The organism is Blastomonas sp. SL216, from assembly GCA_026625625.1.
Taxonomy (GTDB): Bacteria; Pseudomonadota; Alphaproteobacteria; order Sphingomonadales; family Sphingomonadaceae; genus Blastomonas.
Genome location: CP113055.1, coordinates 1,582,320 through 1,603,502 on the forward strand (window position 1 = coordinate 1,582,320; position 21,183 = coordinate 1,603,502).

Annotated in this window: 20 protein-coding genes; 5 read left to right on the forward strand and 15 right to left on the reverse strand. The window is 65.0% G+C overall.

What is annotated here, in order from left to right; genetic code table 11:
* Window positions 1-7 precede the first annotated feature (7 nt).
* A complete protein-coding gene (gene surE, locus OU999_07590) occupies window positions 8-778 on the reverse strand; it encodes a 5'/3'-nucleotidase SurE (protein WAC25034.1) in 771 nt (256 codons plus the stop codon).
* Between the two features lie 267 nt (window positions 779-1,045).
* Between surE and sseA the strand changes: the two genes are divergently transcribed.
* The 3 genes from sseA (at window position 1,046) to OU999_07605 (ending at window position 4,604) form a co-directional block, all read left to right on the forward strand.
* Window positions 1,046-1,882, forward strand: a complete 837-nt coding sequence (sseA, locus tag OU999_07595; GenBank protein ID WAC25035.1) for a 3-mercaptopyruvate sulfurtransferase — start codon at window positions 1,046-1,048, stop codon at window positions 1,880-1,882.
* Window positions 1,883-2,049: 167 nt separating this feature from the next.
* Window positions 2,050-3,282 carry a cystathionine beta-lyase gene (gene metC / locus OU999_07600; GenBank protein WAC25036.1) on the forward strand — a complete coding sequence of 411 codons (1,233 nt, stop codon included), beginning with the start codon at window positions 2,050-2,052 and terminating at the stop codon, window positions 3,280-3,282.
* The gene (locus OU999_07605; protein ID WAC25037.1) at window positions 3,279-4,604 is read left to right on the forward strand and encodes a mechanosensitive ion channel; all 1,326 of its coding nucleotides are present in this window, start codon (window positions 3,279-3,281) and stop codon (window positions 4,602-4,604) included. The genes metC and OU999_07605 overlap by 4 nt, the downstream gene beginning before the upstream one ends.
* A 211-nt stretch (window positions 4,605-4,815) precedes the next feature.
* On the opposite strand, the gene OU999_07610 is transcribed toward OU999_07605, so the two are convergent.
* The 5 genes from OU999_07610 to OU999_07630 form a co-directional block, all read right to left on the reverse strand.
* A complete protein-coding gene (locus OU999_07610; protein WAC25038.1) occupies window positions 4,816-5,328 on the reverse strand; it encodes a tetratricopeptide repeat protein in 513 nt (170 codons plus the stop codon).
* Between the two features lie 29 nt (window positions 5,329-5,357).
* Window positions 5,358-6,584: an RsmB/NOP family class I SAM-dependent RNA methyltransferase gene (locus tag OU999_07615; protein ID WAC25039.1), complete on the reverse strand. Its 1,227-nt coding sequence runs from the start codon at window positions 6,582-6,584 to the stop codon at window positions 5,358-5,360.
* Window positions 6,581-6,841 (reverse strand): hypothetical protein, encoded by a 261-nt coding sequence (locus OU999_07620; GenBank protein ID WAC25040.1) that lies wholly within the window; start codon window positions 6,839-6,841, stop codon window positions 6,581-6,583. Before OU999_07620 ends, OU999_07615 begins: the two co-directional genes overlap by 4 nt.
* Window positions 6,842-6,847: 6 nt before the next feature.
* Entirely contained in the window at window positions 6,848-8,305 is a 1,458-nt protein-coding gene (guaB, locus tag OU999_07625) for an IMP dehydrogenase (protein ID WAC25041.1), read from the reverse strand.
* A 63-nt stretch (window positions 8,306-8,368) separates the two neighbouring features.
* The gene (locus tag OU999_07630) at window positions 8,369-9,889 is read right to left on the reverse strand and encodes a M28 family peptidase (GenBank protein ID WAC25042.1); all 1,521 of its coding nucleotides are present in this window, start codon (window positions 9,887-9,889) and stop codon (window positions 8,369-8,371) included.
* 82 nt (window positions 9,890-9,971) lie between these two features.
* Between OU999_07630 and OU999_07635 the strand changes: the two genes are divergently transcribed.
* Window positions 9,972-10,148 carry a hypothetical protein gene (locus OU999_07635; protein WAC25043.1) on the forward strand — a complete coding sequence of 59 codons (177 nt, stop codon included), beginning with the start codon at window positions 9,972-9,974 and terminating at the stop codon, window positions 10,146-10,148.
* A 39-nt stretch (window positions 10,149-10,187) separates the two neighbouring features.
* Here the strand turns inward: OU999_07635 and OU999_07640 are convergent, their stop codons facing one another.
* From OU999_07640 to rpsM, 5 genes are all read right to left on the reverse strand, one after another.
* Window positions 10,188-12,320 (reverse strand): prolyl oligopeptidase family serine peptidase, encoded by a 2,133-nt coding sequence (locus OU999_07640; GenBank protein WAC25044.1) that lies wholly within the window; start codon window positions 12,318-12,320, stop codon window positions 10,188-10,190.
* A gap of 96 nt (window positions 12,321-12,416) precedes the next feature.
* A complete protein-coding gene (rplQ, locus tag OU999_07645) occupies window positions 12,417-12,836 on the reverse strand; it encodes a 50S ribosomal protein L17 (protein ID WAC25045.1) in 420 nt (139 codons plus the stop codon).
* A 203-nt stretch (window positions 12,837-13,039) separates the two neighbouring features.
* On the reverse strand, window positions 13,040-14,092 hold the full coding sequence (locus OU999_07650) for a DNA-directed RNA polymerase subunit alpha (GenBank protein ID WAC25046.1): 1,053 nt from the start codon (window positions 14,090-14,092) through the stop codon (window positions 13,040-13,042).
* Between the two features lie 111 nt (window positions 14,093-14,203).
* Window positions 14,204-14,593 (reverse strand): 30S ribosomal protein S11, encoded by a 390-nt coding sequence (gene rpsK, locus OU999_07655; GenBank protein ID WAC25047.1) that lies wholly within the window; start codon window positions 14,591-14,593, stop codon window positions 14,204-14,206.
* A gap of 72 nt (window positions 14,594-14,665) precedes the next feature.
* Window positions 14,666-15,034 (reverse strand): 30S ribosomal protein S13, encoded by a 369-nt coding sequence (gene rpsM, locus OU999_07660; GenBank protein WAC25048.1) that lies wholly within the window; start codon window positions 15,032-15,034, stop codon window positions 14,666-14,668.
* 323 nt (window positions 15,035-15,357) lie between these two features.
* On the opposite strand from rpsM, the gene OU999_07665 reads away from it, so the two are divergent.
* Entirely contained in the window at window positions 15,358-16,428 is a 1,071-nt protein-coding gene (locus OU999_07665) for a succinylglutamate desuccinylase/aspartoacylase family protein (protein WAC25049.1), read from the forward strand.
* Between the two features lie 310 nt (window positions 16,429-16,738).
* On the opposite strand, the gene OU999_07670 is transcribed toward OU999_07665, so the two are convergent.
* The 4 genes from OU999_07670 to OU999_07685 all read right to left on the reverse strand — a co-directional run bounded on the left by OU999_07670 (window position 16,739) and on the right by OU999_07685 (window position 21,149).
* Complete coding sequence (locus OU999_07670) at window positions 16,739-18,085, reverse strand: methyl-accepting chemotaxis protein (GenBank protein WAC25050.1); 1,347 nt, start codon at window positions 18,083-18,085, stop codon at window positions 16,739-16,741.
* 344 nt (window positions 18,086-18,429) lie between these two features.
* Complete coding sequence (locus OU999_07675) at window positions 18,430-19,278, reverse strand: energy transducer TonB (protein ID WAC25051.1); 849 nt, start codon at window positions 19,276-19,278, stop codon at window positions 18,430-18,432.
* 873 nt (window positions 19,279-20,151) lie between these two features.
* The gene (locus OU999_07680; protein WAC25052.1) at window positions 20,152-20,451 is read right to left on the reverse strand and encodes a hypothetical protein; all 300 of its coding nucleotides are present in this window, start codon (window positions 20,449-20,451) and stop codon (window positions 20,152-20,154) included.
* 107 nt (window positions 20,452-20,558) lie between these two features.
* Entirely contained in the window at window positions 20,559-21,149 is a 591-nt protein-coding gene (locus tag OU999_07685; GenBank protein WAC25053.1) for a GNAT family N-acetyltransferase, read from the reverse strand.
* Between the last annotated feature and the right edge of the window lie 34 nt (window positions 21,150-21,183).

The window sequence follows — 21,183 nt, forward strand, 5'->3', positions numbered from 1 at the left end:
TGCCGCGTCAATCCGCAGCAAAGGTGGCGGTCAGTGCCGCGATCGACTGATGATGCGTCAGGTCCAGATGCAGCGGCGTCACCGCGATGAACCCATCCGCAACCGCCTCCAGATCGGTGCTGTGCGCCGGGCTGCTCTCCGCCGCGCCCAGGCCGAACCAGTGATATTCAAAGCCGCGCGGATCGGTGTTGGTGACGATCTTGAGCCGCCCGTAATCGCGAAAGCCCTGGTTCACCACCTTCACGCCGCGCACCTGATCGGCCGGCAGCGCCGGGAAGTTGACATTGACCAGCGTGCGCGGCGGCATCGGCTGGTTGATCAGCTTGCGCACCACCTGCTCGCCCCAGGCGGCAGAGGCCTCGAAGGATACGTCCAGCCCCGCCCCTTCGCGAGCATAGACCTGGCTGAGCGCGATCGAGGGGATGCCCGCCAGCGCGCCTTCCATCGCGGCAGACACGGTGCCCGAATAGGTCACGTCCTCGCCCAGATTGGCACCCCGGTTGATCCCCGAAAGGATGAGGTCGGGCGGCGTGTCCTTCATCAGCCGCGCCACCGCCATCATCACCGCATCGGTCGGCGTGCCGGTGACCGAATAATGCTTCTCGCCATGCTGATGCACGCGCAACGGGCGGGTGATGGTCAGCGAATGCCCCGCGCCCGACTGCTCCTCGGCCGGAGCGACAATCCACACGTCGTCGGAGAGCGCCCGGGCAATCTCGGCCAGCACGGCCAGGCCCGGCGCGTGGACGCCATCATCATTGGTCAACAGGATGCGCATGCAAGGGGTCTCCGGCAAATTGGGTCATCGCCCTCTAACCCGAAGCCGGGCGCGGTGCCACCGCCGCATTCGCACCATGGCAACAGGTGCAAAAAATCGCACGCGGCATTTCCGTTGCGACTCGACGTCATCGCAGCAAAGCGATAATGTCGATGGTGCAGCGCAAAAAAGAGGCATCCCGGCCGGGCAACCAGCCGGGTTTCACGTCTAAAAAGCCGGGAAAAAGCCCAAGAACAGGCGCCTAATCGCAGAGGGAGAATACCCAAGATGGATTCGCTGGTTTCAACCGAATGGCTCGCCAATGAAATGGGCGCCTCGGATCTTCGCATCGTCGATGCGACCAAGTTTCTGCCCGATCACGGCCGCAATGCGCTCGCCGAATATGAAGCCGGCCACATCCCCGGCGCGGTATTCATGGACCTGGAAGAGCTGGTGGACAGCAACGCTCCGGTCGAAAACACCCTGCCCCCTGCGGAAAAGTTCGCCAGCCGCATGCAGTCGCTGGGCCTGGGCGATGGCAGCCGCATCGTGCTCTACGATGACAGCCCGCTCAAGTCTGCTGCCCGCGCCTGGTTCATGCTGACCATGTTCGGCGCGCATGCCGTCGCGATCCTCGATGGCGGCATCGCCAAGTGGAAGGCCGAAGGCCGTCCGCTCAAGTCGGGCAAGGAAACGCTGCGTCATCGCCACTTCACCGTGTGGGAAGACCGCAAGAACGTCCGCACCAAGGCCGACATGCTGGCGAACCTGCACAGCAAGGGCGAACAGGTGGTCGACGCCCGCCCCGCCGCACGCTTTACCGGCGCGGAAGAAGATCCGCGTCCCGGCATCGCCTCGGGCCATATCCCCGGCGCGTTCAATCTGCCGCACAGCAGCCTGTTCAACGCCGATGGCACCTGGAAGACCGGTGACGATCTCAAGGCTGCGTTTACCGCCGCCGGGATCGACATCGACCAGCCGATGGTCACCACCTGCGGCTCGGGCATGACCGCCAGCGTCGTCGCCTTTGGCGCGCACCTGCTCGGCAAGACCGACGTGTCGCTCTATGACGGCAGCTGGGCCGAATGGGGCGCCGATGCCGATACGCCCAAGGTGACGGGGTAACTGAAATCAACTCCTCTCCCTTCACGGGAGAGGATACAAAGCCTTGGCAGCTTGCTGCCTAGGCGACGTTGGAGAGGGCTCAGCCCCCTCTCCCACTGCGACTAGGCCCGCTTCGCGGACCAAGTCTCGTTCCCCTCTCCCGCAGGGGGAGAGGGCGGAGGTATTCCATGCCCAAGCCCCCCTCCTCGCCGCAAAAGCCCGCCACCCGTCTCGTTACCGGTGGCCGGCGGCCTGAGTGGACCGGGACGGCGGATCAGCCCGGTGCGGTGGTCAACCCGCCGGTCTGGCGCGCCAGCACGCACCTTTATCCGGATACAGCCGCGCTCAAGTCCGGCCCGCAAACCAATGAGGATGGACGGTTTTTCTATGGCCGCCGCGGCGCGCCGACGCAATGGGCGCTGGCCGAGGCGCTGACCGCGCTGGAACCGGGCGCGCATGGCACCATGCTCTACCCCTCGGGTGTCGCTGCGATCACCGGCGCGCTGCTGAGCGTATTGTCGCCGGGCGATGTGCTGTTGATGACCGACAGCGCCTATGACCCGTCGCGCGGCTTTGCCGACGGCCTGCTCAAGCGTTTCGGTGTTGAGACGCGCTATTATGATCCGCTCACAGGCTCCGGAATTACAGCGCTTATCTGCGAACGCACCCGCGCCATCCTGATGGAAAGCCCAGGCAGCCTGACCTTCGAGGTGCAGGATGTGCCCGCCATCTGCCAGGCGGCGCGCGCGGCCAGCCCCGATATTGCGCTGCTGATCGATAATACCTGGGCGACCGGCCTGTTCCTGCCCGCGCTGGAGCTCGGCGTGGACATGAGCATCATGGCCTGCACCAAATATATTGTCGGCCATTCGGACGTGATGCTGGGATCGGTCAGCGCGACCGAGCGCTATTATCCGCGCCTGCGCCAGACCGCGCAGGCCCTGGGCCATGTCGTCTCGCCCGATGATGCCTGGCTGGCGCTGAGGGGCCTGCGCACGCTCGATGTGCGGCTGCGCCAGCATCAGGCTTCGGCGCTCAAGGTTGCGCACTGGCTGGCCGAGCAACCGCAGGTGGCACGCGTGCTGCACCCCGCGCTCCCCTCCTGCCCCGGCCATGACCTGTGGCAGCGCGATTTCCGGGGCTCTAGCGGGCTGTTCTCCTTCGTGCTGAACGGCGGATCGGATACGGCGCGCGCCGCGCTGATCGATACGCTGGAGCTGTTCGGCATCGGCTATAGCTGGGGCGGGTTCGAGAGCCTGGCGATCCCGGTTGACCCGGCGCGCTGCCGCAGCGTGACGCCCTGGCCGCCTGCCGGTGATGCCAATCCCTATGCGGTGCGGCTGCATATCGGGCTGGAAGACCCCGATGACCTGATCGCCGACCTTGCCAAGGGGCTGGACGCGTTTACCATGGCGGCATGACCGCAGGGATTTCCGCACTGTTCATGCGCTGGGGCTGGATCGAGCGCCCGCAAGACCTGCAATATGTCGAGGGCGTGATGGCCGCGCTGATCGCCACCGCCGCGCTGATGATCGGCTGGGGGTTGAGCCGCCTGATCTATATGCGGCTGGCGGCGATCTGGGAACGGCGCGCCGGCTATGAAAGCCAGCTCGCCCGCCGCCGCATCCGCGACATGGTGCGCCGCTTCACCACCGCGATGCTGATCGGCATGGCGCTCAACCTCTATGACTGGAGCCTGATCGCCTCGGTGGTGTTCGGCATCACGCTCGCCATCTCGCTGGCGCTGTTCGTCAACGATCTGGTGCGCGGCGTGCGCATGCCCGACTGGCTGGGCACGTTCCTGGGCCTGGCGACGCTGATCTCGATCCTGGCGAGCATGTTCGGCGGATTGGACCCGATCACCACCGCGATGGACCGGGTGGGCTTCAACCTCGGGGAAAAGCGCTTCTCGCTGCTCTGGGTGGTCACCATAGCGATCACCATCCTGGTGCTCTATACCGCTGCGCGCGTGGTCAACCGCATCGCCGGGCATATCATCGGCAGCAGCGACGGGCTCGATCCCACGCAGAAGCTGCTGGGGCAGAAGATCGCCAGCGTCGTCGTCATCGTGCTCGCCTTTTTCATCGGCATCGACACGCTGGGCATCGACCTTACCGCACTCAGCTTTTTCTCGGGCGCTTTCGGCCTTGCCATCGGTTTCGGCCTGCAGAAGACGATCGGCAACCTGTTTGCGGGCATCATCCTGCTGCTCGACCGGTCGATCAAGCCGGGGGATGTCATCGCTGTGGGCGACAGCTTCGGCTGGGTGAACAAGATCGGCGTGCGCGCGGTGTCGGTCATCACCCGCGACGGCAAGGAGCATCTGATCCCCAACGAGGACCTGATGACCACCCCGGTGGAGAACTGGTCCTATTCGGACCGCAACGTGCGGATGCGCATCCCGCTGGGCGTCAGCTATTCGAGCGACATGCAGCTGGTGCAGGAACTGCTCTACCGCGCGGTCGATGAAGCACCGCGCGTGCTGAAAGACCCTGCCCCGCGCATCTGGATGACCGATTTCGGCGACAACAGCGTCAACTGGGAAATCCGCGCCTGGATCAGCGATCCCGAAGGCGGCATGGGCAATATCCGCGGCGACGTTCTGATGCGCGTGTGGGTACTGTTCAAGGAACACGGGATCGAGATCCCGTTCCCGCAGCGGGACCTGTATATCAAGGAAATGCCGGGCATGGGGGCGGCGGAGGCCGCTTCGAAAGGTGATGCCCCCTCCCGCTCAGCCTGAGCCTGTCGAAGGCCACGCACTGCCGCCCGCCCCAATGCCTACGTCATCCTGAACTCGTTTCAGGACCCATGGTGCACCAAAAAGCCGAAGCCGCGTGGGGAGAAATGGACCCTGAAACAAGTTCAGGGTGACTCTCTAGATCATAGGGAACGTCAGGCGCGGGGCCTTCGACAGGCTCAGGCTGAGCGGACGTAGGGCGCTGTCCGAACGCTCAAGGCTGCTCGGTCACCGTGGGCGTCGAAGCGACGGCTTCGGCGGACAGCACCGGCTTGGCGGCGGCCTTGTCGATGGCGGCGAGCAGGCGGCCGGCTTCGGTGCAGCCGGTGGTGCAGATCGCCTCGATCCGCACCAGGTTGCGCCGTGCCTTTTCCACCGCACCACGCTGGATCATTGCCTCGCCCTGGCCGGCCAGCGCGGCGACATCATTCGGGTCGAGACGCAGCGCCTCGCGATAATAGCGGATCGCCTTGCCCGGCAGGCCTTGCGCGCTCGCCACCTGGGCCAGCGCGATATAGGCGGAGCGGTTGCCCGGATCGACCGCCAGTGCGGCCTCGAACAGCCCGTTTGCATCGTCGAGCTTGCCCGCAGCCTGCACCTTGGCACCTTCGTTGACCAGCGCCTGCGACGAGGGGTTGACCGGCGTGCGCGGCGATTGGCCGATGCCGGTGCTGGAAACGGTTGCAAGAACAAGTGACAGGGCAATGGCGGCAGGCGCAAAACGCATGAAAGTCTCCCAGGCAGACCGCAAGGCTATCATGTCCGGTGCGCTCTTGTGAAGAAAAAGCCGTCGGTGCCGTCATGATGCGGCGTCAGGAGCCTTCCGGCAGCTTCGCCCGCGCCTTGCGGCATATCGAGCAGCCCGCCATCCACCCCGACAAGGCGGCCAATGGTCATATTGGGGTCAGTGATAGTCCAGCCCTCGCCGCGGCACAAGCCGCGCGCGGCCTGGCGTGGCCCCTCGTCGGGCAGCAGCGAGCAGACCGCATAGACCAGCGCCCCGCCGGGCCGCACCAGCCGCCTGGCGATCTCGATCAGCCGCGCCTGTTCGGCGACCAGCCGGGCGAGCCGCTCACTGGTCAGCCGCCAGCGGGTTTCCGGATTGCGCCGCCAGGTGCCCGAGCCGCTGCACGGCGCATCGACCAGCACCAGCCCGGCCTGGCCCTCGAAGCGCGCCAGCTTGTCCCATTCGCGCTTCGGGTCGAGCAGCAGCGGCTCGATCCGGTCGGGCCCGGCGCGTTTGCGGCGCGGCTGCATCGCCTGCAGGCGATCGCGGCTGGTATCCGATGCGATGATCCGCGCGTCCGGCATCAGCGCCGAAAGCGCCAGCGTCTTGCCGCCCGCGCCCGCGCACAGATCGATCACCAGCTCCGGCGCGGTTTCATCAAGGCAGGCCTGCACGATCGCCTGGCTGCCCCAGTCCTGCACGTCGATCACGCCCTGCTGCCACGGCGCGCTATCCTCCACCGGGGTATTGCCGGGCAGCCGTGCTGCACGAGGCAAGGCATCGGTGAACACGATCTCGGGCCAGACCGAGCGCAGCGCCTGCGCATCGGTGCGCGCGGGATCGAAACGCAGGTCGAGCGCGGCGCGATCGAGCAGCGCGGCCTTTTCGGGTTCATCGAACAGCGCAGGCAGCAGCCGCTCGATCCAGCCGGGAATGCGCCCGCCGCTCGCCACCGGTTCGGCATCGCTCAGCAGCGCGGGGCCATAGGACGATCCATCGAACAGCGCCGCCAGGTCCGCGTCCTCACGCGCCAGCCCGGCCAGCGCCGCGCGGCCATTGGCGGGAAGCTCGCCAAAGCGTCGCACTGCGCGCCAGGCCAGATCGCGCACCGCGCGCCGATCGCCCGATCCCATATAGCGCCGCTCGCGGAAGAACTGGCGCGCCAGCGTATCCGCGCTCGCGCCCTGTCCGCGTGCGGCATGGAGAATGGCATCGACCAGATCGATCGCAGCCTGGACGCGGGCCGCCGGGGTCATTCCCCGTCCTCGCGCCAGGCCTTGCGGTCCTGCGCGTCAAGCTGGCGGAACAGGCTGTCAAATTCCTCCGGCCCCGGTACCGGCAGGCAGAAATGGCTGACGCCACCATGCCGTGTCGCCGCCACAAAGCCCGATGCGGCGCGCTCGCAATCTTCGGCGCTGGCGAACAGCTGGTTGACCCGCTCGATCTCCACCTTGCCGGTCTGGCCGGGGGAGACCCAGGCCAGCATCAGCATATAGGGGACGAGTTCGATCATCAGCCGTCAGCGGGTCGGATAGTTCGGGGCCTCGCGGGTGATCGTCACATCATGGACGTGGCTTTCGCGCAGGCCCGCATTGGTGATCCGCACGAATTCGGCGTTGCGACGCAGCGAGTCGATGGTGGCAGAGCCGGTATAGCCCATTGCCGCCTTGATGCCACCGACCAGCTGGTGGACGACGTCGCGCGCCGGGCCCTTGAACGGCACCTGGCCCTCGATGCCTTCGGGGACGAGCTTGAGCTGGTCCTTGATGTCCTGCTGAAAATAGCGGTCGGCACTGCCGCGCGCCATCGCGCCGACACTGCCCATGCCGCGATAGCTCTTGTATGCCCGGCCCTGGTAGAGGAAGGTTTCGCCAGGGGCCTCTTCGGTGCCTGCCAGCATCGATCCGATCATGATCGTCGAAGCGCCGGCGGCAAGCGCCTTGGCCGCATCGCCCGAGGTGCGCAGGCCGCCATCGGCGACGATGGGGATGCCCGACTTGTCGGCTTCTTCGGCCGATTCCATGATCGCGGTGAGCTGCGGCACGCCGACGCCCGCGACGACGCGCGTGGTGCAGATCGAGCCCGGCCCGATGCCGACCTTGACGCCATCGGCGCCCGCATCGATCAGCGCACGCGTCGCCGATGCGGTCGCGACATTGCCCGCGATCACCTGAACATGGTTGCTGTACTTCTTGATCGCCTCGACCGCGACAGCGACCATCTTGCTATGGCCATGCGCGGTATCGACCACGATCAGGTCGCATTCGGCATCAATCAGCGCCTTGCTGCGCTCCAGCCCGGCCTCGCCCACGGTAGAGGCCGCCGCGACGCGCAGACGGCCAGCGGCGTCCTTGGTCGCATCGGGGTTCATCACCGCCTTTTCGATGTCCTTGACGGTGATCAGGCCGATGCAGCGATAGTTGTTATCCACCACCAGCAGCTTTTCGATCCGCCGCTGGTGCAGCAGGCGGCGTGCGTCCTCCTGCCCGACATCGGCGGGCACGGTGGCCAGATTTTCGCGCGTCATCAGCTCGCGCACCGGCTGGTTGGGGTTCTCGGCAAAGCGCACGTCGCGGTTGGTGAGGATGCCCGCGAGCTTGCCCGAAGCTTCGACCACCGGGATGCCCGAGATCGAATGCAGCCGCATCAGCGCCTGTGCTTCGGCCAGCGGCGCATCGGGGGTGATGGTGATCGGGTTGACCACCATGCCGCTTTCGAAGCGCTTGACCTGACGCACCGCCGCAATCTGTTCCTCGATGCTCAGATTGCGGTGCAGCACGCCGATGCCGCCGAGCTGCGCCATGACAATCGCCATGCTCGCCTCGGTCACGGTATCCATCGCCGAGGACAGGACCGGGATGTTGAGGTGTATGCTGTTGGTCAGCCGCGTGGTCGTGTCCGCCTGGCTGGGCACGATTTCCGACGCTGCCGGGCGCAGCAGGACATCATCAAAGGTAAGGCCGAGAGGGATGTCCATGCTTTATGCCACTTTCTGTCGCGAATCCGGTTTCAGTGGCGGCCCATGTAACCAAGCTGCGCGTCAATCGCCAGTGGGTGCGGCCGGATATTTCGCCTCATCTGCAAAATGACGCGTCAGTTCGACATGCAGATTGGCATCATCCGCCGCCCCGCCCAGCGGCGTCGCATCGGTCAGCTCGTCATCGGGCTGGTGATATACGGTGGTGAGGAACGCCTGGAGCAGCTTCATGTCGCTGAACGAGCCGCCCGCCATGATCGATTTGACGCCCTTGGCGCCCAATGCCCAGCCGTCCTGGCGGCGGATGAACGCATTGGCCTCGGTATCGCTGTCGACCGTGCGGCCCATCGATTTGGCGACCTCGTCTACAATGCCATCGAGCCCGTTCTCGCCGCGCCCGACCAGCGCCACCGGCGCGCCCGCAGGAGCAATCGCGACGGTATCGACATTGAGCGCGACCTTGATGTCGCCCAGCGGCACCACCGGATGATCGGCGAAATAATAGGCGCCCAGCAGGCCGCGCTCTTCCGCCGTGGTGCCCATGAAATAGACGTCGCGGTCCATTTGCGCACCACGCGCCAGCCGCTCGGCGACGGTCAGCAGCACCGCCATGCCGCTGGCATTGTCGACCGCGCCGTTGCAGATGCGATCCTCGGCCTCTTCGCTGCGGCAGATGCCGAAATGGTCCCAATGGCCGAGCAGCAGGATCGCGCCAGATCCGGGCTTGGTGCCGGGCAGCTTGCCGATGACATTGTGGCTGTCGAACGCACGCACCGCCGTGCTGGTGGCAAGGTCCAGCGTGACCGGCAGCGTGACCGGAACAAAGCCCGGCACAGCGGCCTTCGCGCCGGCATCGGCGGCTGACAGACGCGCCGCGCGCAGCATTGCCTCGCTCACATCGCCGCGCAGGACGCCCGCGATCGGCGCGCTGACATCGTCGCTGGCCAGTCGCATCGATCCGTTGGCCAGCTGCGCGCGCAAGGCGCTCCATGGAACGCCATCGGGCGCGGTGATCAGCACCGCCGCCGCGCCCGATGCCGCCAGCATCTTCTGGCGATCGCGCAGACCGGGCAGCTTGGCCGCGCCCTCGAACTTGGGCTCGCCCGACAGCATCAGCACGATGCGTCCCTTCACATCGGCATTGAGCGTGCCATCGGGCTTGATGCCATAGCCGACGAACAGCGGCTCGCCCGTCGCCCGGTCGGCCGGGTTGCGGCCGGACAGAGCCACGCCATCTTCGGCAAGCTTCACTGCCTTGCCGCGCGCGGTGGCATGGACCGCCTGCGCATAAGGCTTGCGCTCGACCAGCGGCACCGGCTGGAACCAGGGGTGCGCCGCGTCGTTCGTGCCCGATACCAGGCCATAGCTGGCCCAGGTCTTGGCGAGATAATCCAGCGTCTTCGTCTCGCCCGCCGAGCCGGGGCCGCGGCCTTCGAATGCGTCGCTGGCCAGCTGTGCGATATGCGCGCGGACCTCGGCCTCGCTGATCGGCGCGGGTTTCGACTGGGCCTGGGCTGTGATGGGAAGGATCGAGGCCGCAAGGGCCAGAGCGGTCAGGGCGCGGTGCCGGAAGGTCTGTGTCATCCGCAGGTCATGGCGCAAGGCCGTGCGCTCGTGCAATATGCGCTCACACCGCCACCGCAAAATCCGGAAGCCTGTTGCAAAAATGCCCCGCACCCGCCTCTCGATCTGCCAGCGCAAGCAGCGCTTTGCCAGCGAGGAGGATGCCGTGCGCGCGGCGCTGGCGGCGACGATCGATTTGAGGCCCTATGCCTGCGACCGCTGCGGCCAGTATCACCTGACCAGCCGCCTCAAGGGCAAGCGCCGCCTGCCCTTGGCGTAGAACATGGGGGCCAGCGAACCGCCAGCCCCCCTGCCCCTGTTACTCGCCCGCGATCTTCAGCCCCGTGAAGTGCGCAATAAAGGCGTAGATGTCCGACGATTCCTCGATGATCTTGTCGGTCGGCTTGCCCGATCCGTGGCCCGCGCGGGTTTCGATGCGGATCAGGTGCGGCTTGTCGCCGGCCTCGGTCGCCTGCAGCTTGGCGGTATATTTGAAGCTATGACCCGGCACGACGCGGTCATCGGTATCCGCAGTCGACACCAGCACCGCCGGATAATCGGCTTTGCGGATCGTGTGATAGGGCGAATATTTGATCAGCGTTCTGAAGTCCGCTTCCTTGTTCGGATAGCCATAATCGTCGACCCAATAACGCCCGGCGGTGAACCGGTCGAAGCGCAGCATGTCCATCACGCCGACCGCCGCATTGGCCGCCGCGAACAGATCGGGCCGCTGGTTGACCACCGCGCCGACCAGCAGGCCGCCGTTCGATCCGCCCTGAATGGCGAGCTGATCCTTGCCGGTAATGCCTTGCTGGATCAGGAACTCGCCCGCCGCGATGAAATCATCGAACACGTTCTGCTTGTTGGCGAGCCGCCCGGCATCGTGCCACGCCTTGCCATATTCGCCGCCGCCGCGGATGTTCGCCTGAACGAACACGCCGCCCTGTTCCAGCCACGCCAGCCGGGTCGGCGAGAAGCCGGGCGTCAGCGAAATGTTGAAGCCGCCATAGCCATAGAGCAGCGTCGGCGCGGGGCCAGTCACGCTCTTCTTGCGGACGATGAACATCGGCACCTTGGTACCGTCCTTGCTGGCATAGAAGCGCTGCTCGACCTTGTAATCATCGGGGTTGAACGCGAGCTTCGGCTCCGCCCAGGGCGTCACCGCGCCAGAGGCGAGGTCATAGCGATAGATGGTCGTCGGGCGGTTGAAGCTCGAATAGGAGAAGAAGGTCTCCTTCGAATCCAGGTCGCCCTGGAAGCCGCCGACCGAGCCGATGCCCGGCAGCGGCAGATCGCCCATCGCCTTGCCCGACAGGTCGAACAGCTTCACCACATCGTGCGCGTCCTTGAGGTAATTGACCACCAGTCTGCCGCCGAGCACCGAAGCGCCGTCGATCACCGCCTCGGTTTCGGGCACCACGGTCTGGATGGCGGTTTCATCGCCATCGATCGGCATGGCGACGACCTTCAGCCGCGGCGCATCCTTGTTGGTGGTGAAATAGATGCGGCCATCGGCCATGCCGGCCATCCGCCAGTCATTCTTCAGCTGCGGCACCAGCACACGGCGCTTGGCCGGGTCCTTGATGTCGATCATCGTCAGCCGATAGCGCTCATCGGTACCCGAGGACGAAGTGACGAGCAAGAAGCTGCCATCGTCGGAAACCTCGGCACCATGGTTCAGCTGGGGCTCGTCCGGCGTCGCATAGATCAGCGGATCGGCGCTCTGCGGCGTGCCCAGCGCGTGATAGCGGATTTCCTGGTTGGTGTTGAGCGACTGGAACTCGCCCGCCTTGTCGGGCTCGGGGAAGCGCGAATAATAGAAGCCCTTGCCCGCCTTGTCCCAGTCAAGCCCGGAGAACTTGACCCATTTCACTTCGTCTTCCAGCACCTTGCCGGTCGCCACGTCGAGCACCTTGACCGTGCGCCAGTCGCTGCCGCCATCCTGGATCGAATAGATCAGCTTCGTGCCGTCCTCGCTCGGCACCCAGGCATCGAGCGCGGTCGCGCCGTCCTTGGCCCAGGCATTGGGATCGATCAGCACGCGCTCTGCACCTTTGGCGCTGTCCTTGACGTACAGCACCGACTGGTTCTGCAGCCCCGAATTGCGCGTGAAGAAATAGCGGCCGCCTGCCTCGCGCGGCACGCCGGTACGCGCGAAATCATAGAGCGCGCGCATCCGCTTGGCGAGCGCGGCGCGGCCGGGAAGCGTTTCCAGATAGGCGTCGGTGACCTTGTTCTGCGCCTCGACCCAGGCGGCGACCTTGGGGTCGACGCGGACGTCATTCTCCAGCCAGCGATAGGGATCTTCCACCTTGACGCCGAACTGCTCTTCCACGGTGTCGACCTTCTCGGTCACCGGATAGGCGATCGGTGCCTCGTTGGCGGAGGCGGGCACGGCAAGGGTCATGGCGACGGTTCCCAGCAAGGCAGCAAGAATGGCGCGGTTGCGCATGGGGCGATCCTCATAGATTGTTGATTGGACAAACGAAAACAGGCCGCGAACTTAGCATTCGCGGCCTGTCTGGCAATCCGGTATCGCGTGAAACGATTACGCGCCTTCGAATTCTTCCTCGGTCATCACCGGGCCCGAATCCTGGCCCTTCGCGCTGGTGTCGCGGTCAACCAGTTCGATGATGCCCATCGGCGCGGCGTCAGAGGCGCGGAAACCGGCCTTGAGCACGCGGGTGTATCCACCGGCGCGGTCGGCATAGCGCGGCGCCAGCGTGTCGAACAGCTTGACCAGCTGGGCGTCGTCCATCAGGCGAGCCATGGCAAGACGACGGTTCGAAAGACCGCCGCGCTTGGCCAGCGTGATCAGCTTTTCGACATAGGGACGCAGTTCGCGCGCCTTGGGCAGCGTGGTGGTGATCTGCTCGTGCTTGATCAGCGAGGCTGCCATGTTGCGCAGCATCGCGATACGGTGCGAGCTGGTCCGCTGCAGCTTACGCTTGCCTACTCCGTGACGCATATTCCTGTACTCCGTTCGTAAGGGGTCCGTTTCAGGTAACCCGGTCCAGGCAAATCAGGGTCTTGCCGTTTAACCCGATAACCCTCTCCCCTTCAGGGGGGAGGGAGGAGCCGCAAAGCGGCGGAGGGAGGGGGGAAGTCGCCAACCGTGGCGCAGGCCCCTCTCCCAACCCTCTCCCCTCAAGGGGAGAGGGCGAGATGTCATCAGCCCAGCAGTTCCTGTTCCAGCTTCTTGGCCATTTCCTCGATATTCTCGGGCGGCCAGCCGGGGATGTCCATGCCGAGGCGCAGACCCATGCTGGAGAGCACTTCCTTGATTTCGTTCAGCGACTTGCGACCGAAATTCGGGGTGCGCAGCATCTCGGCTTCGGTCTTCTGGACCAGATCGCCGATATAGATGATGTTGTCGTTCTTGAGGCAGTTGGCCGAACGCACCGACAGTTCCAGCTCGTCCACCTTCTTGAGAAGATAGCGGTTGATCTGGTTGGCATCGCCTTCTTCGGGAGCGGCCTGGCTGACCGAACCGGTGGTGGCGGTGGCAATGCTGTCTTCGAAATGGACGAACAGCTGCAGCTGGTCCTGAAGGATGCGCGCGGCATAGGCGACGGCATCTTCCGGGGCCACGGTGCCATCGGTTTCGATGGTCAGCGACAGACGGTCATAGTCCAGTTCCTGGCCGACGCGGGTGTTTTCCACCTTGTACGACACCTGACGGATCGGCGAGAACAGCGAGTCCACGGGGATCAGGCCGATCGGCGCATCAACCGGACGGTTGGCCACGGCGGGGACATAGCCCTTGCCGGTGTCGCAGGTCAGTTCGATGTTCAGCGTCGCGCCGTCATCCAGGTGACAGATCACCAGATCCTTGTTCATCACCTCGATATCGCCCGAAACGGCGATGTCGCCCGCCTTCACCTGGGCAGGTCCGGTGGCCGAAAGCTGGAGGCGCTTGGGGCCTTCGCCTTCCATCTTCAGCGCGATCTGCTTCACGTTCAGCACGATGTCGGTCACGTCTTCACGCACACCGGCGAGCGACGAGAATTCGTGCAGAGCGTTCTCGATCTTGATCGAGGTGATCGCCGCGCCCTGCAGCGAAGACAGCAGCACGCGGCGCAGGGCGTTGCCCAGCGTCAGGCCGAAGCCGCGCTCAAGAGGTTCCGCAACAAAGGTTGCCTTGCGCTTGGGATCGCCGCCGCTCTTGACCTCAAGACCGTTCGGCTTCTTCAGTTCCTGCCAGTTCTTGATGTTGACAGTCATGGACTTCCCCTGAGTGTTGGGCGGGGGCGACGCTCATATGATGCGCTTGGGAGCCCCGGCCGGAAATTTCTTGGAGTGGCGCGTCCGCCACCCCGAACGACAGCCTGGGTGTCAGACGCGACGCCGCTTGGACGGACGAACCCCGTTATGGGGGATCGGCGTCACATCGCGGATAGAGGTGATGGTGAAGCCCACCGCCTGCAGCGCACGAAGCGCGGATTCACGGCCCGAACCCGGGCCCTTGACTTCGACTTCAAGCGTGCGGACGCCATGTTCCGCTGCCTTGCGGCCCGCGTCTTCCGCACAGACCTGTGCAGCATACGGGGTCGACTTGCGGCTGCCCTTGAAGCCCATCATACCGGCCGAAGACCAGCTGATGGCATTGCCCTGGGCGTCGGTGATGGTGATCATGGTGTTGTTGAAGCTGGCGTTGACGTGGGCAATGCCGGCCGAAATGTTCTTGCGCTCGCGCTTTTTGAGCCTCTGCGGTTCGCGTGCCATATGTAATATCCTGGAATAAAGGGATTGCTGGGAAAGAAAACAAGGGCGGGACGCAGGTGCGCCCCGGCAGCCTTACTTCTTCTTGCCGGCGATCGGCTTGGCCTTGCCCTTGCGGGTGCGCGCATTGGTGTGCGTGCGCTGGCCACGAACCGGAAGGCCCTTGCGATGACGCAGGCCGCGATAGCAGGCGAGATCCATCAGACGCTTGATGTTCATCGCGGTCTGACGACGCAGGTCGCCTTCCACGGTGTGATCCGCGTCGATCGTTTCACGGATCTGCAGCACTTCCGCATCGCTCAGGTCCTGAACGCGGCGGGTGTGGTCGATGCCCAGCTTGTCGGCGATTTCCAGCGCCTTGGCGCGGCCGATTCCATGGATATAGGTGAGCGCAATGATAACGCGCTTGTTGGTGGGGATATTTACCCCGGCGATACGTGCCACTTAAGTCTTCTCCTGCTCCACAGGGCCGCGACACCTGCCGCACGCCCCATCTCAACGCTTCCCAAATCTGGGCAGTTCAATGCCACAAAGCGCAAAAATCACAGGCCTTCGCATTGGGACGATGCGGAGCCCGTTTTTAAGCCGCTCAATGAAAATGAGTGCCGCGCATAAGCGGAGTCGCCCATGCTGTCAAGCGCGGGACAAGACAAAAGCATATCGGGGCGCGACAAATGGATTGCGCCCGCGGTCACGCCAGAGTCATACTCCTCCCCTGCCCCGCGCGCAAGACAGACGCATGACCGCGCAGGGCCAGGGGGGGGCTTATGACCGACGAGACGACTGACCGCACTTCCGGCGCCGCGACACCCTTTACCCTGGCCGGGGTCAGCATAGACCCCGGCACCTCGGCTACCATCGCCATTCCCGTCAGCAACACCGCCACCGGGCTTCCGGCCAGCCTCTATGTCCGCGTGCTGCACGGAAGCCGGCCGGGCCCGTGCATCTTCGTCTCCGCCGCGATCCATGGTGACGAGATCATCGGCACCGCAGTGATCCAGCGGCTGCTCGCCAAGCTCGATGCCGCCACCATGGCCGGCACGGTGCTGTTCCTGCCGGTGGTCAACATCTTCGGCTTTCAGCAGCACAGCCGCTATCTGCCCGACCGGCGCGATCTCAACCGCTCCTTCCCCGGCAGCACCAAAGGCTCGCTCGCCGGGCAGCTGGCCAACAAGTTCCTCAAGGAGGTGATCTGCCACTGCTCGCTCGGCATCGATATCCATTCGGCCGCCGTCCACCGCTACAACCTGCCGCAAATCCGTATCGCGCCCGATAACGAGACACTGCGCGAGCTCGCCATGCTGTTCGGCGCACATGCGGTGATCGAAAGCCCGCTGCGCCCCGGCAGCTTGCGCGACATCGCGCGCGGCGAAGGCGTCGACATGCTGCTGATGGAGGCGGGCGAGGCGCTGCGCTTCGACGAGCTGTCGATCCGCAGCGGCGTCAACGGCGTGCTCAACGTGATGGCGCATCTGCAGATGATCCAGCCGCACCCTGAGGCGACGCAGGTCATCATCCCCGCGCTATGCCGCCGCGCCATCTGGGTCCGCGCGCCACGCGGCGGCCTGTGCGTGCTCCAGCAGAAGTCGGGCGATGCAGTCAAGAAAGGCGAAATCATCGGCCGCGTCTCGGGCATCTTCGGCGACGACGCACAAGAATTCCGCGCGCCGATCGACGGCATCATCATCGGCCACGCCGTGCTTCCGGTCGTCAACCAGGGCGATGCGCTGGTGCACATCGCCGAGGTACTGCGCTTCGGCGATGTCGAGGAACGGGTGGATCAGATTACGGAAGCGCTGCTGAACGACCGGCTGCTGGATGAGGATGAGTTGATTTGAGGGGGATTTTGGCCTTGCGATAGTTCATCGATGCGACGGCGCTTGAGACTTCTCGGCCATTCAGACTTGGCGGACTGATCTGGAGGTTTGTGACCGAAACACAACACTGGTTGCGCGTTTGCCAGTGCAGAACTTGCAACTACAACTGGGTTGGTTGTCGAATGGCAAGTTGCAGGCAAAAATGCGCGGTCGGCTTTCAGGCAGTCGCCGCACGGCATTTCATGGCCGCAACTATACGGGAAGCGGCTTGTCCGTGTGCGACACGGGCAAGACAATCTGGGCAACGGGAGCTGCAATGGCTGCGCCGGCTTCAGGCGGCGTGGATCTGTTCGACGAAATGGCTGCTTTCGACGGCAAGTTGCTGGGCGCCGTCAAAGACCCGCTGGGCAATGCCCAGCATCGCCTCCGCCCTCTCCGCCGCGCCCTGAGCAATGCCATTGATCGCATCGGCATCGACTCCGGCCGCCCGGCTCGCGTCGTAGGTTTGCGCGGCGTTGAAGGCGATCAATTGCGTCGCCGATCGTTGCAGCGTGACTGCATCCTGGATTTCGGCGGAGTTCGCTGCAATGCGCGCGATTGCGGTTTCGACCTGAGAATGGCCGCAGGACACTTCGTCGACGGCGTGTCCGATTTCGTCGACATGGGCACGGATGCGATTGGCTGCGGTGGCGGTCTGGTGCGAAAGCAGCTTGATTTCACCAGCGACCACGGCAAAGCCGCGTCCAGCTTCGCCTGCCCGCGCGGCTTCTATCGTCGCGTTGAGCGCAAGCAGATTCACCTGACGGGAAATCTCACCGATCAGGTCGATGACGGATTCGATGGATTCGGCCGATACGCGCAGATCGGCTGCACGTGCGCTGCCGGCCGATACAAGAGCGACGGCTTCGTTTGCGGCATCGCGGGCCTCCTCCGTTCGAGCCGCGATCGAATCGAGCGCGCCCGCCAGTTCGCGACCTCTGCCTGCAATCTCTTCCATGTGCATGCTTGTCTGCACGGCTGCTGTGGCGACCGCAGCAGCGCGGGTGCTGGCATGGGTCGATCTTTCTGCCACCTCGGCAGCGTCCCTTTCCAGCATCTTCGACAGCTTGTCCATCATCCGGCCCAGACTGGCGACTTCGCCATCGAAACGTTCAGCGGCATTCTCGATCTGATCGGCGCGCCCGACCCTGAGGCGTGCCCGGTGGGCCTCCCATTCGCCAGCGAGCAGCGCCAGTCGGCGATTGGTCAACACTCCGAACAACTGGTTGTCCCGCAGGATCATCATGCCTTCGGTGCCTCGTCCGATCCGATATTGCTCCAACGTCTCGCCAATAGACTGTGCGAAATCGGCCGTCGGGCAATCGCGGATATGCGAGGTCAAGTCGCCACCATATGCCGGATTGCGCAGCAGTGCATGACCAAAGGGATTCAGCAACAGGCGGCGCATGTCACGTTCGAAAATAGCACCGCACGGGCGACCAAGCGCGTCGAGTACTGGTAGCAGCCGCAAGTCCGGATTGGCCTGAAATCGGTCGATCACGCTGATCAGTGTATCGGTGCGCACGACATGGGGCGCGTTGCGATCTGACGCAGACAACCAGTCGCTGATCCTGTCTGATCGCGAATCCGCCTCAGGCGCTGACGCGGGGCTGTGGGGATCGGGACGCAGCTGGGTCATACCGCATCAATTTACCGGCATTGTAGTAAACAACGTTTTAATAAATTGTTTCAGTTTCAAGACACTTACGGTCAGCACGCGGGCCTATCGCCTCCTCGCCCATGCAATGCCGCCGAGAGCGCAAGATGGAAGCACCTGCGCTTGGCGCAGCGGCCGTAAATCTCCACCGATCCTCGCTGCCGCTCGCAAGGACGCCGGGCCCGCCGCCTTGCCTCGCATCCAGGCAATGCGGCACTTTGTCTTCAAACCCATCAGGGTGCATCGGCTCCCGTTAGCGCGGGGCCTTCGACAGGCTCAGGCTGAGCGGAGGTGGGCGTGCAGCGCAAAGCCGCCCGCCTTCCCCATCACTCCCCCTTCAAATCCGCCAGCGTGAACGTCGACGTCACCATCGTCCACTCGTCATACACCCGCCGCCCGGTCTGGTCGTGGAGCTGGATGCGCAGGCCCGGTTCGGTCTTGAGCGCGGCCCTGCCGAAGCCATAGCCTTTGGGGCTTTCGCCGATCAGCTTGCAGTCGCTGACCCGTTCATCGCGGATCACGCGGCATTTGAGCCAGGCGACGCCCTCTACCCTGGCCCTGGCGGCGCGGCGCGGATAGTGTTTGTGGTCCTTGGCAAAGTTCATGCTGGGTGCCCAGGACGCGGTGTAGACGCTCGCCACGCCCCGGCCGCCCTGACCTGCGCCGCCGCCGCCCTCACCGCCTGCGCCGCCAGCACCGGTGCCGGTGCCCGGTGCGCCGCTCTGCCCTGCATAAGCCAGCCCGTGCCCCGTATCGGCCAGCACCGGCGGCGCAACGCTCACCAGCCCATCGGCGGCCCCGTTCAGCGTTTGCGCAAAGTCCGGCAGGGTGATCGGCGCCGGATCGGGCGCTTCGGGGCCGGACACAGGCTCGCGCAGCGCCGCCTGCGGCTCCGGTGCCTGCGCGTCCGGACGGCGCGGGTCGGTTGACGGCTGCGCCTCGTCCCCGCTTTGGTCCTGCTCTTCTGCGGCGCGATCTTCGCCCTCGACGCTTGGGATGAGGAACACCTGCAAGCTGCCGACAATCGCCACGCGCCGCTCGACCGTGATCAGCAACGGCCCCAGGAATATGGCCAGTGTCAGGACAGCAGACAGCAGCGATGCCAATGTCCGTTCCTGAAGCGTGGCTTGCGACGCATCGTGATCACAGCCACGCCCGAAATTGCTCAATGCCATGGATCGTCACACCTGCGATGAACTACAGGAATCACACATTCACAGATAGCCCGGGTACGGTTACTTCTCGCTCCTGGTAAGGCGACGGGTGGCCGCCGGTTGGGGAAAGAAAACCGCCCCGTTCACCGGCAAGATAGGTTGCGGCCATTGATGATGAACAAGAAAGATATGCCGCTCGGCGATAGATACGCGCTATTGCTTCGCGCCCCATGCCCCGGGGACGGCACTGCGCGAACGATATCGGTTATTCAAGCTTGCAATATTGTACCGATTTGGTTATAATGCGCCCGCCGCCGCACCTATCTGCCCGGTGCGGAACCACGGCACAGGCCCCTGCACACAGCCAGGGGGTGGCGGGTCGGGACGGGGCTTTCGCGAGGCATCCGTCAGGGACCGAACCGATGCGGCAGACGGTCAGCGCGCGGGCCTGCTTCCGCACCGCGCCATGCCGCCGAAAGCGCAAGATGGAAGCACCAATGGCCCGTGGCGGAGCGGCCGTAAATCTCCGCTGCATCCTGCCCATGGCGTTATCGGCACGAGTCCGGACGCCCCGGCCCGCCGCTTTCGCGCGCCCTGCCTCATGCCAGCCTTACCGCTGCGCGCGCAAATCCAACAAGGGCGGTGATGCCTGTGCGCGACCTTCGGCTTCGCTCAGGCTGGCCGTGCTGAAAGCCCTCCCCCTCGATGGGGGAGGGTTGGGTGGGGTGATCTCTCCGGATTGAGCCTGGGCTTCCTGGACGCGCAATCAGCATCCAGACGCACCATCACCCTCACCGCTGCGACTAGGCAGCAAGCAGCCAGGTCTCGCCGCCTCTCCCATCGAGGCAGAGGTGGATGGCGGAGCGCGAAGCTCGAGCGTGCGCGGGTGCGCCGTCAGTCGAGGCTGTCTTCCTCGTCATCATCGTTGCGCTCGCCATCGAACGCGCCGTTGTCGATCACGCCGGAAGTGACCATCTGGTTCATGTGATCGACCAGGTCCTGCTCGTCCTGCGGCACGACGGAGACATCACCGCTGTCGACCTTTTCGCTATCCTCGCTGGGATCGTCCTGCCGGTGAAGCGCGTCTTCGGCGACGTCGTTCGCCTGGTCCTCGTCGCGCTGCTCCTGGTTGTCCATCGCAGAGACGGCCTTGTCCTGCGCGTCTTGCGGGGTGCGATCGGGGGTATCGGCCATGATGTTGCTCCTTGCCTGCGCGGGGTGCGCCTGGGGCACATTACCCGCTGCTGGGCGGGGCGTTCCGCTGCGCGCATCTTGCCGCAGCAGGCCTGGCGGATGACGCGTCAGCCGATCAGCGGCACGTGCGGGGCGCAATCGCGCGGGATCAGGCCGGTAAGGCGCGGGTCAGGCAGCAGCTCGATCTCGCGGCCCGTCGGCACGAAGCCCTTGGCGATATAGAAGCCGAGCGCGCGCGGATCATCCAGCGTGCAGGTGTGCACCCAGACCCGTTCGATACCGCCGCGCCAGGCGAGCCCGAGCGCCTGGCCCATCAGCCAGCCGCCAAAGCCCTGCCCGGTCAGCTGCGGGATCAGGCCGAAAAAGGCGATCTCGCACTGGCCGGCCGCGCGGAAATCGAGCTCGAGCAGCCCGACCTCGATGCCTTGCGGGTCGAGCACCGCGAAGATCTCGACGCCCGGATCGGTCAGGATCGCCGCCAGCGCGTCATCGGCCATCGCCAGCCGCGAGAACCACAGCCAGGGTTCGCCGACGCGGCGGTAGAGCGTGCGGTATCTGGCGTTATCGGGCGCCTTCCACCGCTTCAGCCGCAGCGGCACGGGCCTGACCGGGCGCGGCCCCGGCCGTTCGCGCATCTCAAGATGCGTCACCACGGTGGCAATCTCGCCGGGTGCGACCGGCAGAAAGCGCGAGCTCATGCCCGGCCCGCCAGCAACGCCAGCGGGCCTGGAT

Coding starts and splice junctions, on each gene's coding strand:
- OU999_07640 (WAC25044.1), bottom strand. CDS start 12,320: ATGCGCAACCGCGCCATTCTTGCTGCCTTGCTGGGAACCGTCGCCATG.
- rpsK (WAC25047.1), bottom strand. CDS start 14,593: ATGGCACGCGAACCGCAGAGGCTCAAAAAGCGCGAGCGCAAGAACATT.
- OU999_07670 (WAC25050.1), bottom strand. CDS start 18,085: ATGACCCAGCTGCGTCCCGATCCCCACAGCCCCGCGTCAGCGCCTGAG.
- OU999_07615 (WAC25039.1), bottom strand. CDS start 6,584: ATGACCCCGGCGGCCCGCGTCCAGGCTGCGATCGATCTGGTCGATGCC.
- OU999_07665 (WAC25049.1), top strand. CDS start 15,358: ATGACCGACGAGACGACTGACCGCACTTCCGGCGCCGCGACACCCTTT.
- OU999_07620 (WAC25040.1), bottom strand. CDS start 6,841: ATGATCGAACTCGTCCCCTATATGCTGATGCTGGCCTGGGTCTCCCCC.
- guaB (WAC25041.1), bottom strand. CDS start 8,305: ATGGACATCCCTCTCGGCCTTACCTTTGATGATGTCCTGCTGCGCCCG.
- OU999_07650 (WAC25046.1), bottom strand. CDS start 14,092: ATGACTGTCAACATCAAGAACTGGCAGGAACTGAAGAAGCCGAACGGT.
- OU999_07635 (WAC25043.1), top strand. CDS start 9,972: ATGCCCCGCACCCGCCTCTCGATCTGCCAGCGCAAGCAGCGCTTTGCC.
- OU999_07680 (WAC25052.1), bottom strand. CDS start 20,451: ATGGCCGATACCCCCGATCGCACCCCGCAAGACGCGCAGGACAAGGCC.
- OU999_07685 (WAC25053.1), bottom strand. CDS start 21,149: ATGAGCTCGCGCTTTCTGCCGGTCGCACCCGGCGAGATTGCCACCGTG.
- sseA (WAC25035.1), top strand. CDS start 1,046: ATGGATTCGCTGGTTTCAACCGAATGGCTCGCCAATGAAATGGGCGCC.
- OU999_07675 (WAC25051.1), bottom strand. CDS start 19,278: ATGGCATTGAGCAATTTCGGGCGTGGCTGTGATCACGATGCGTCGCAA.
- rplQ (WAC25045.1), bottom strand. CDS start 12,836: ATGCGTCACGGAGTAGGCAAGCGTAAGCTGCAGCGGACCAGCTCGCAC.
- surE (WAC25034.1), bottom strand. CDS start 778: ATGCGCATCCTGTTGACCAATGATGATGGCGTCCACGCGCCGGGCCTG.
- OU999_07605 (WAC25037.1), top strand. CDS start 3,279: ATGACCGCAGGGATTTCCGCACTGTTCATGCGCTGGGGCTGGATCGAG.
- metC (WAC25036.1), top strand. CDS start 2,050: ATGCCCAAGCCCCCCTCCTCGCCGCAAAAGCCCGCCACCCGTCTCGTT.
- OU999_07630 (WAC25042.1), bottom strand. CDS start 9,889: ATGACACAGACCTTCCGGCACCGCGCCCTGACCGCTCTGGCCCTTGCG.
- OU999_07610 (WAC25038.1), bottom strand. CDS start 5,328: ATGCGTTTTGCGCCTGCCGCCATTGCCCTGTCACTTGTTCTTGCAACC.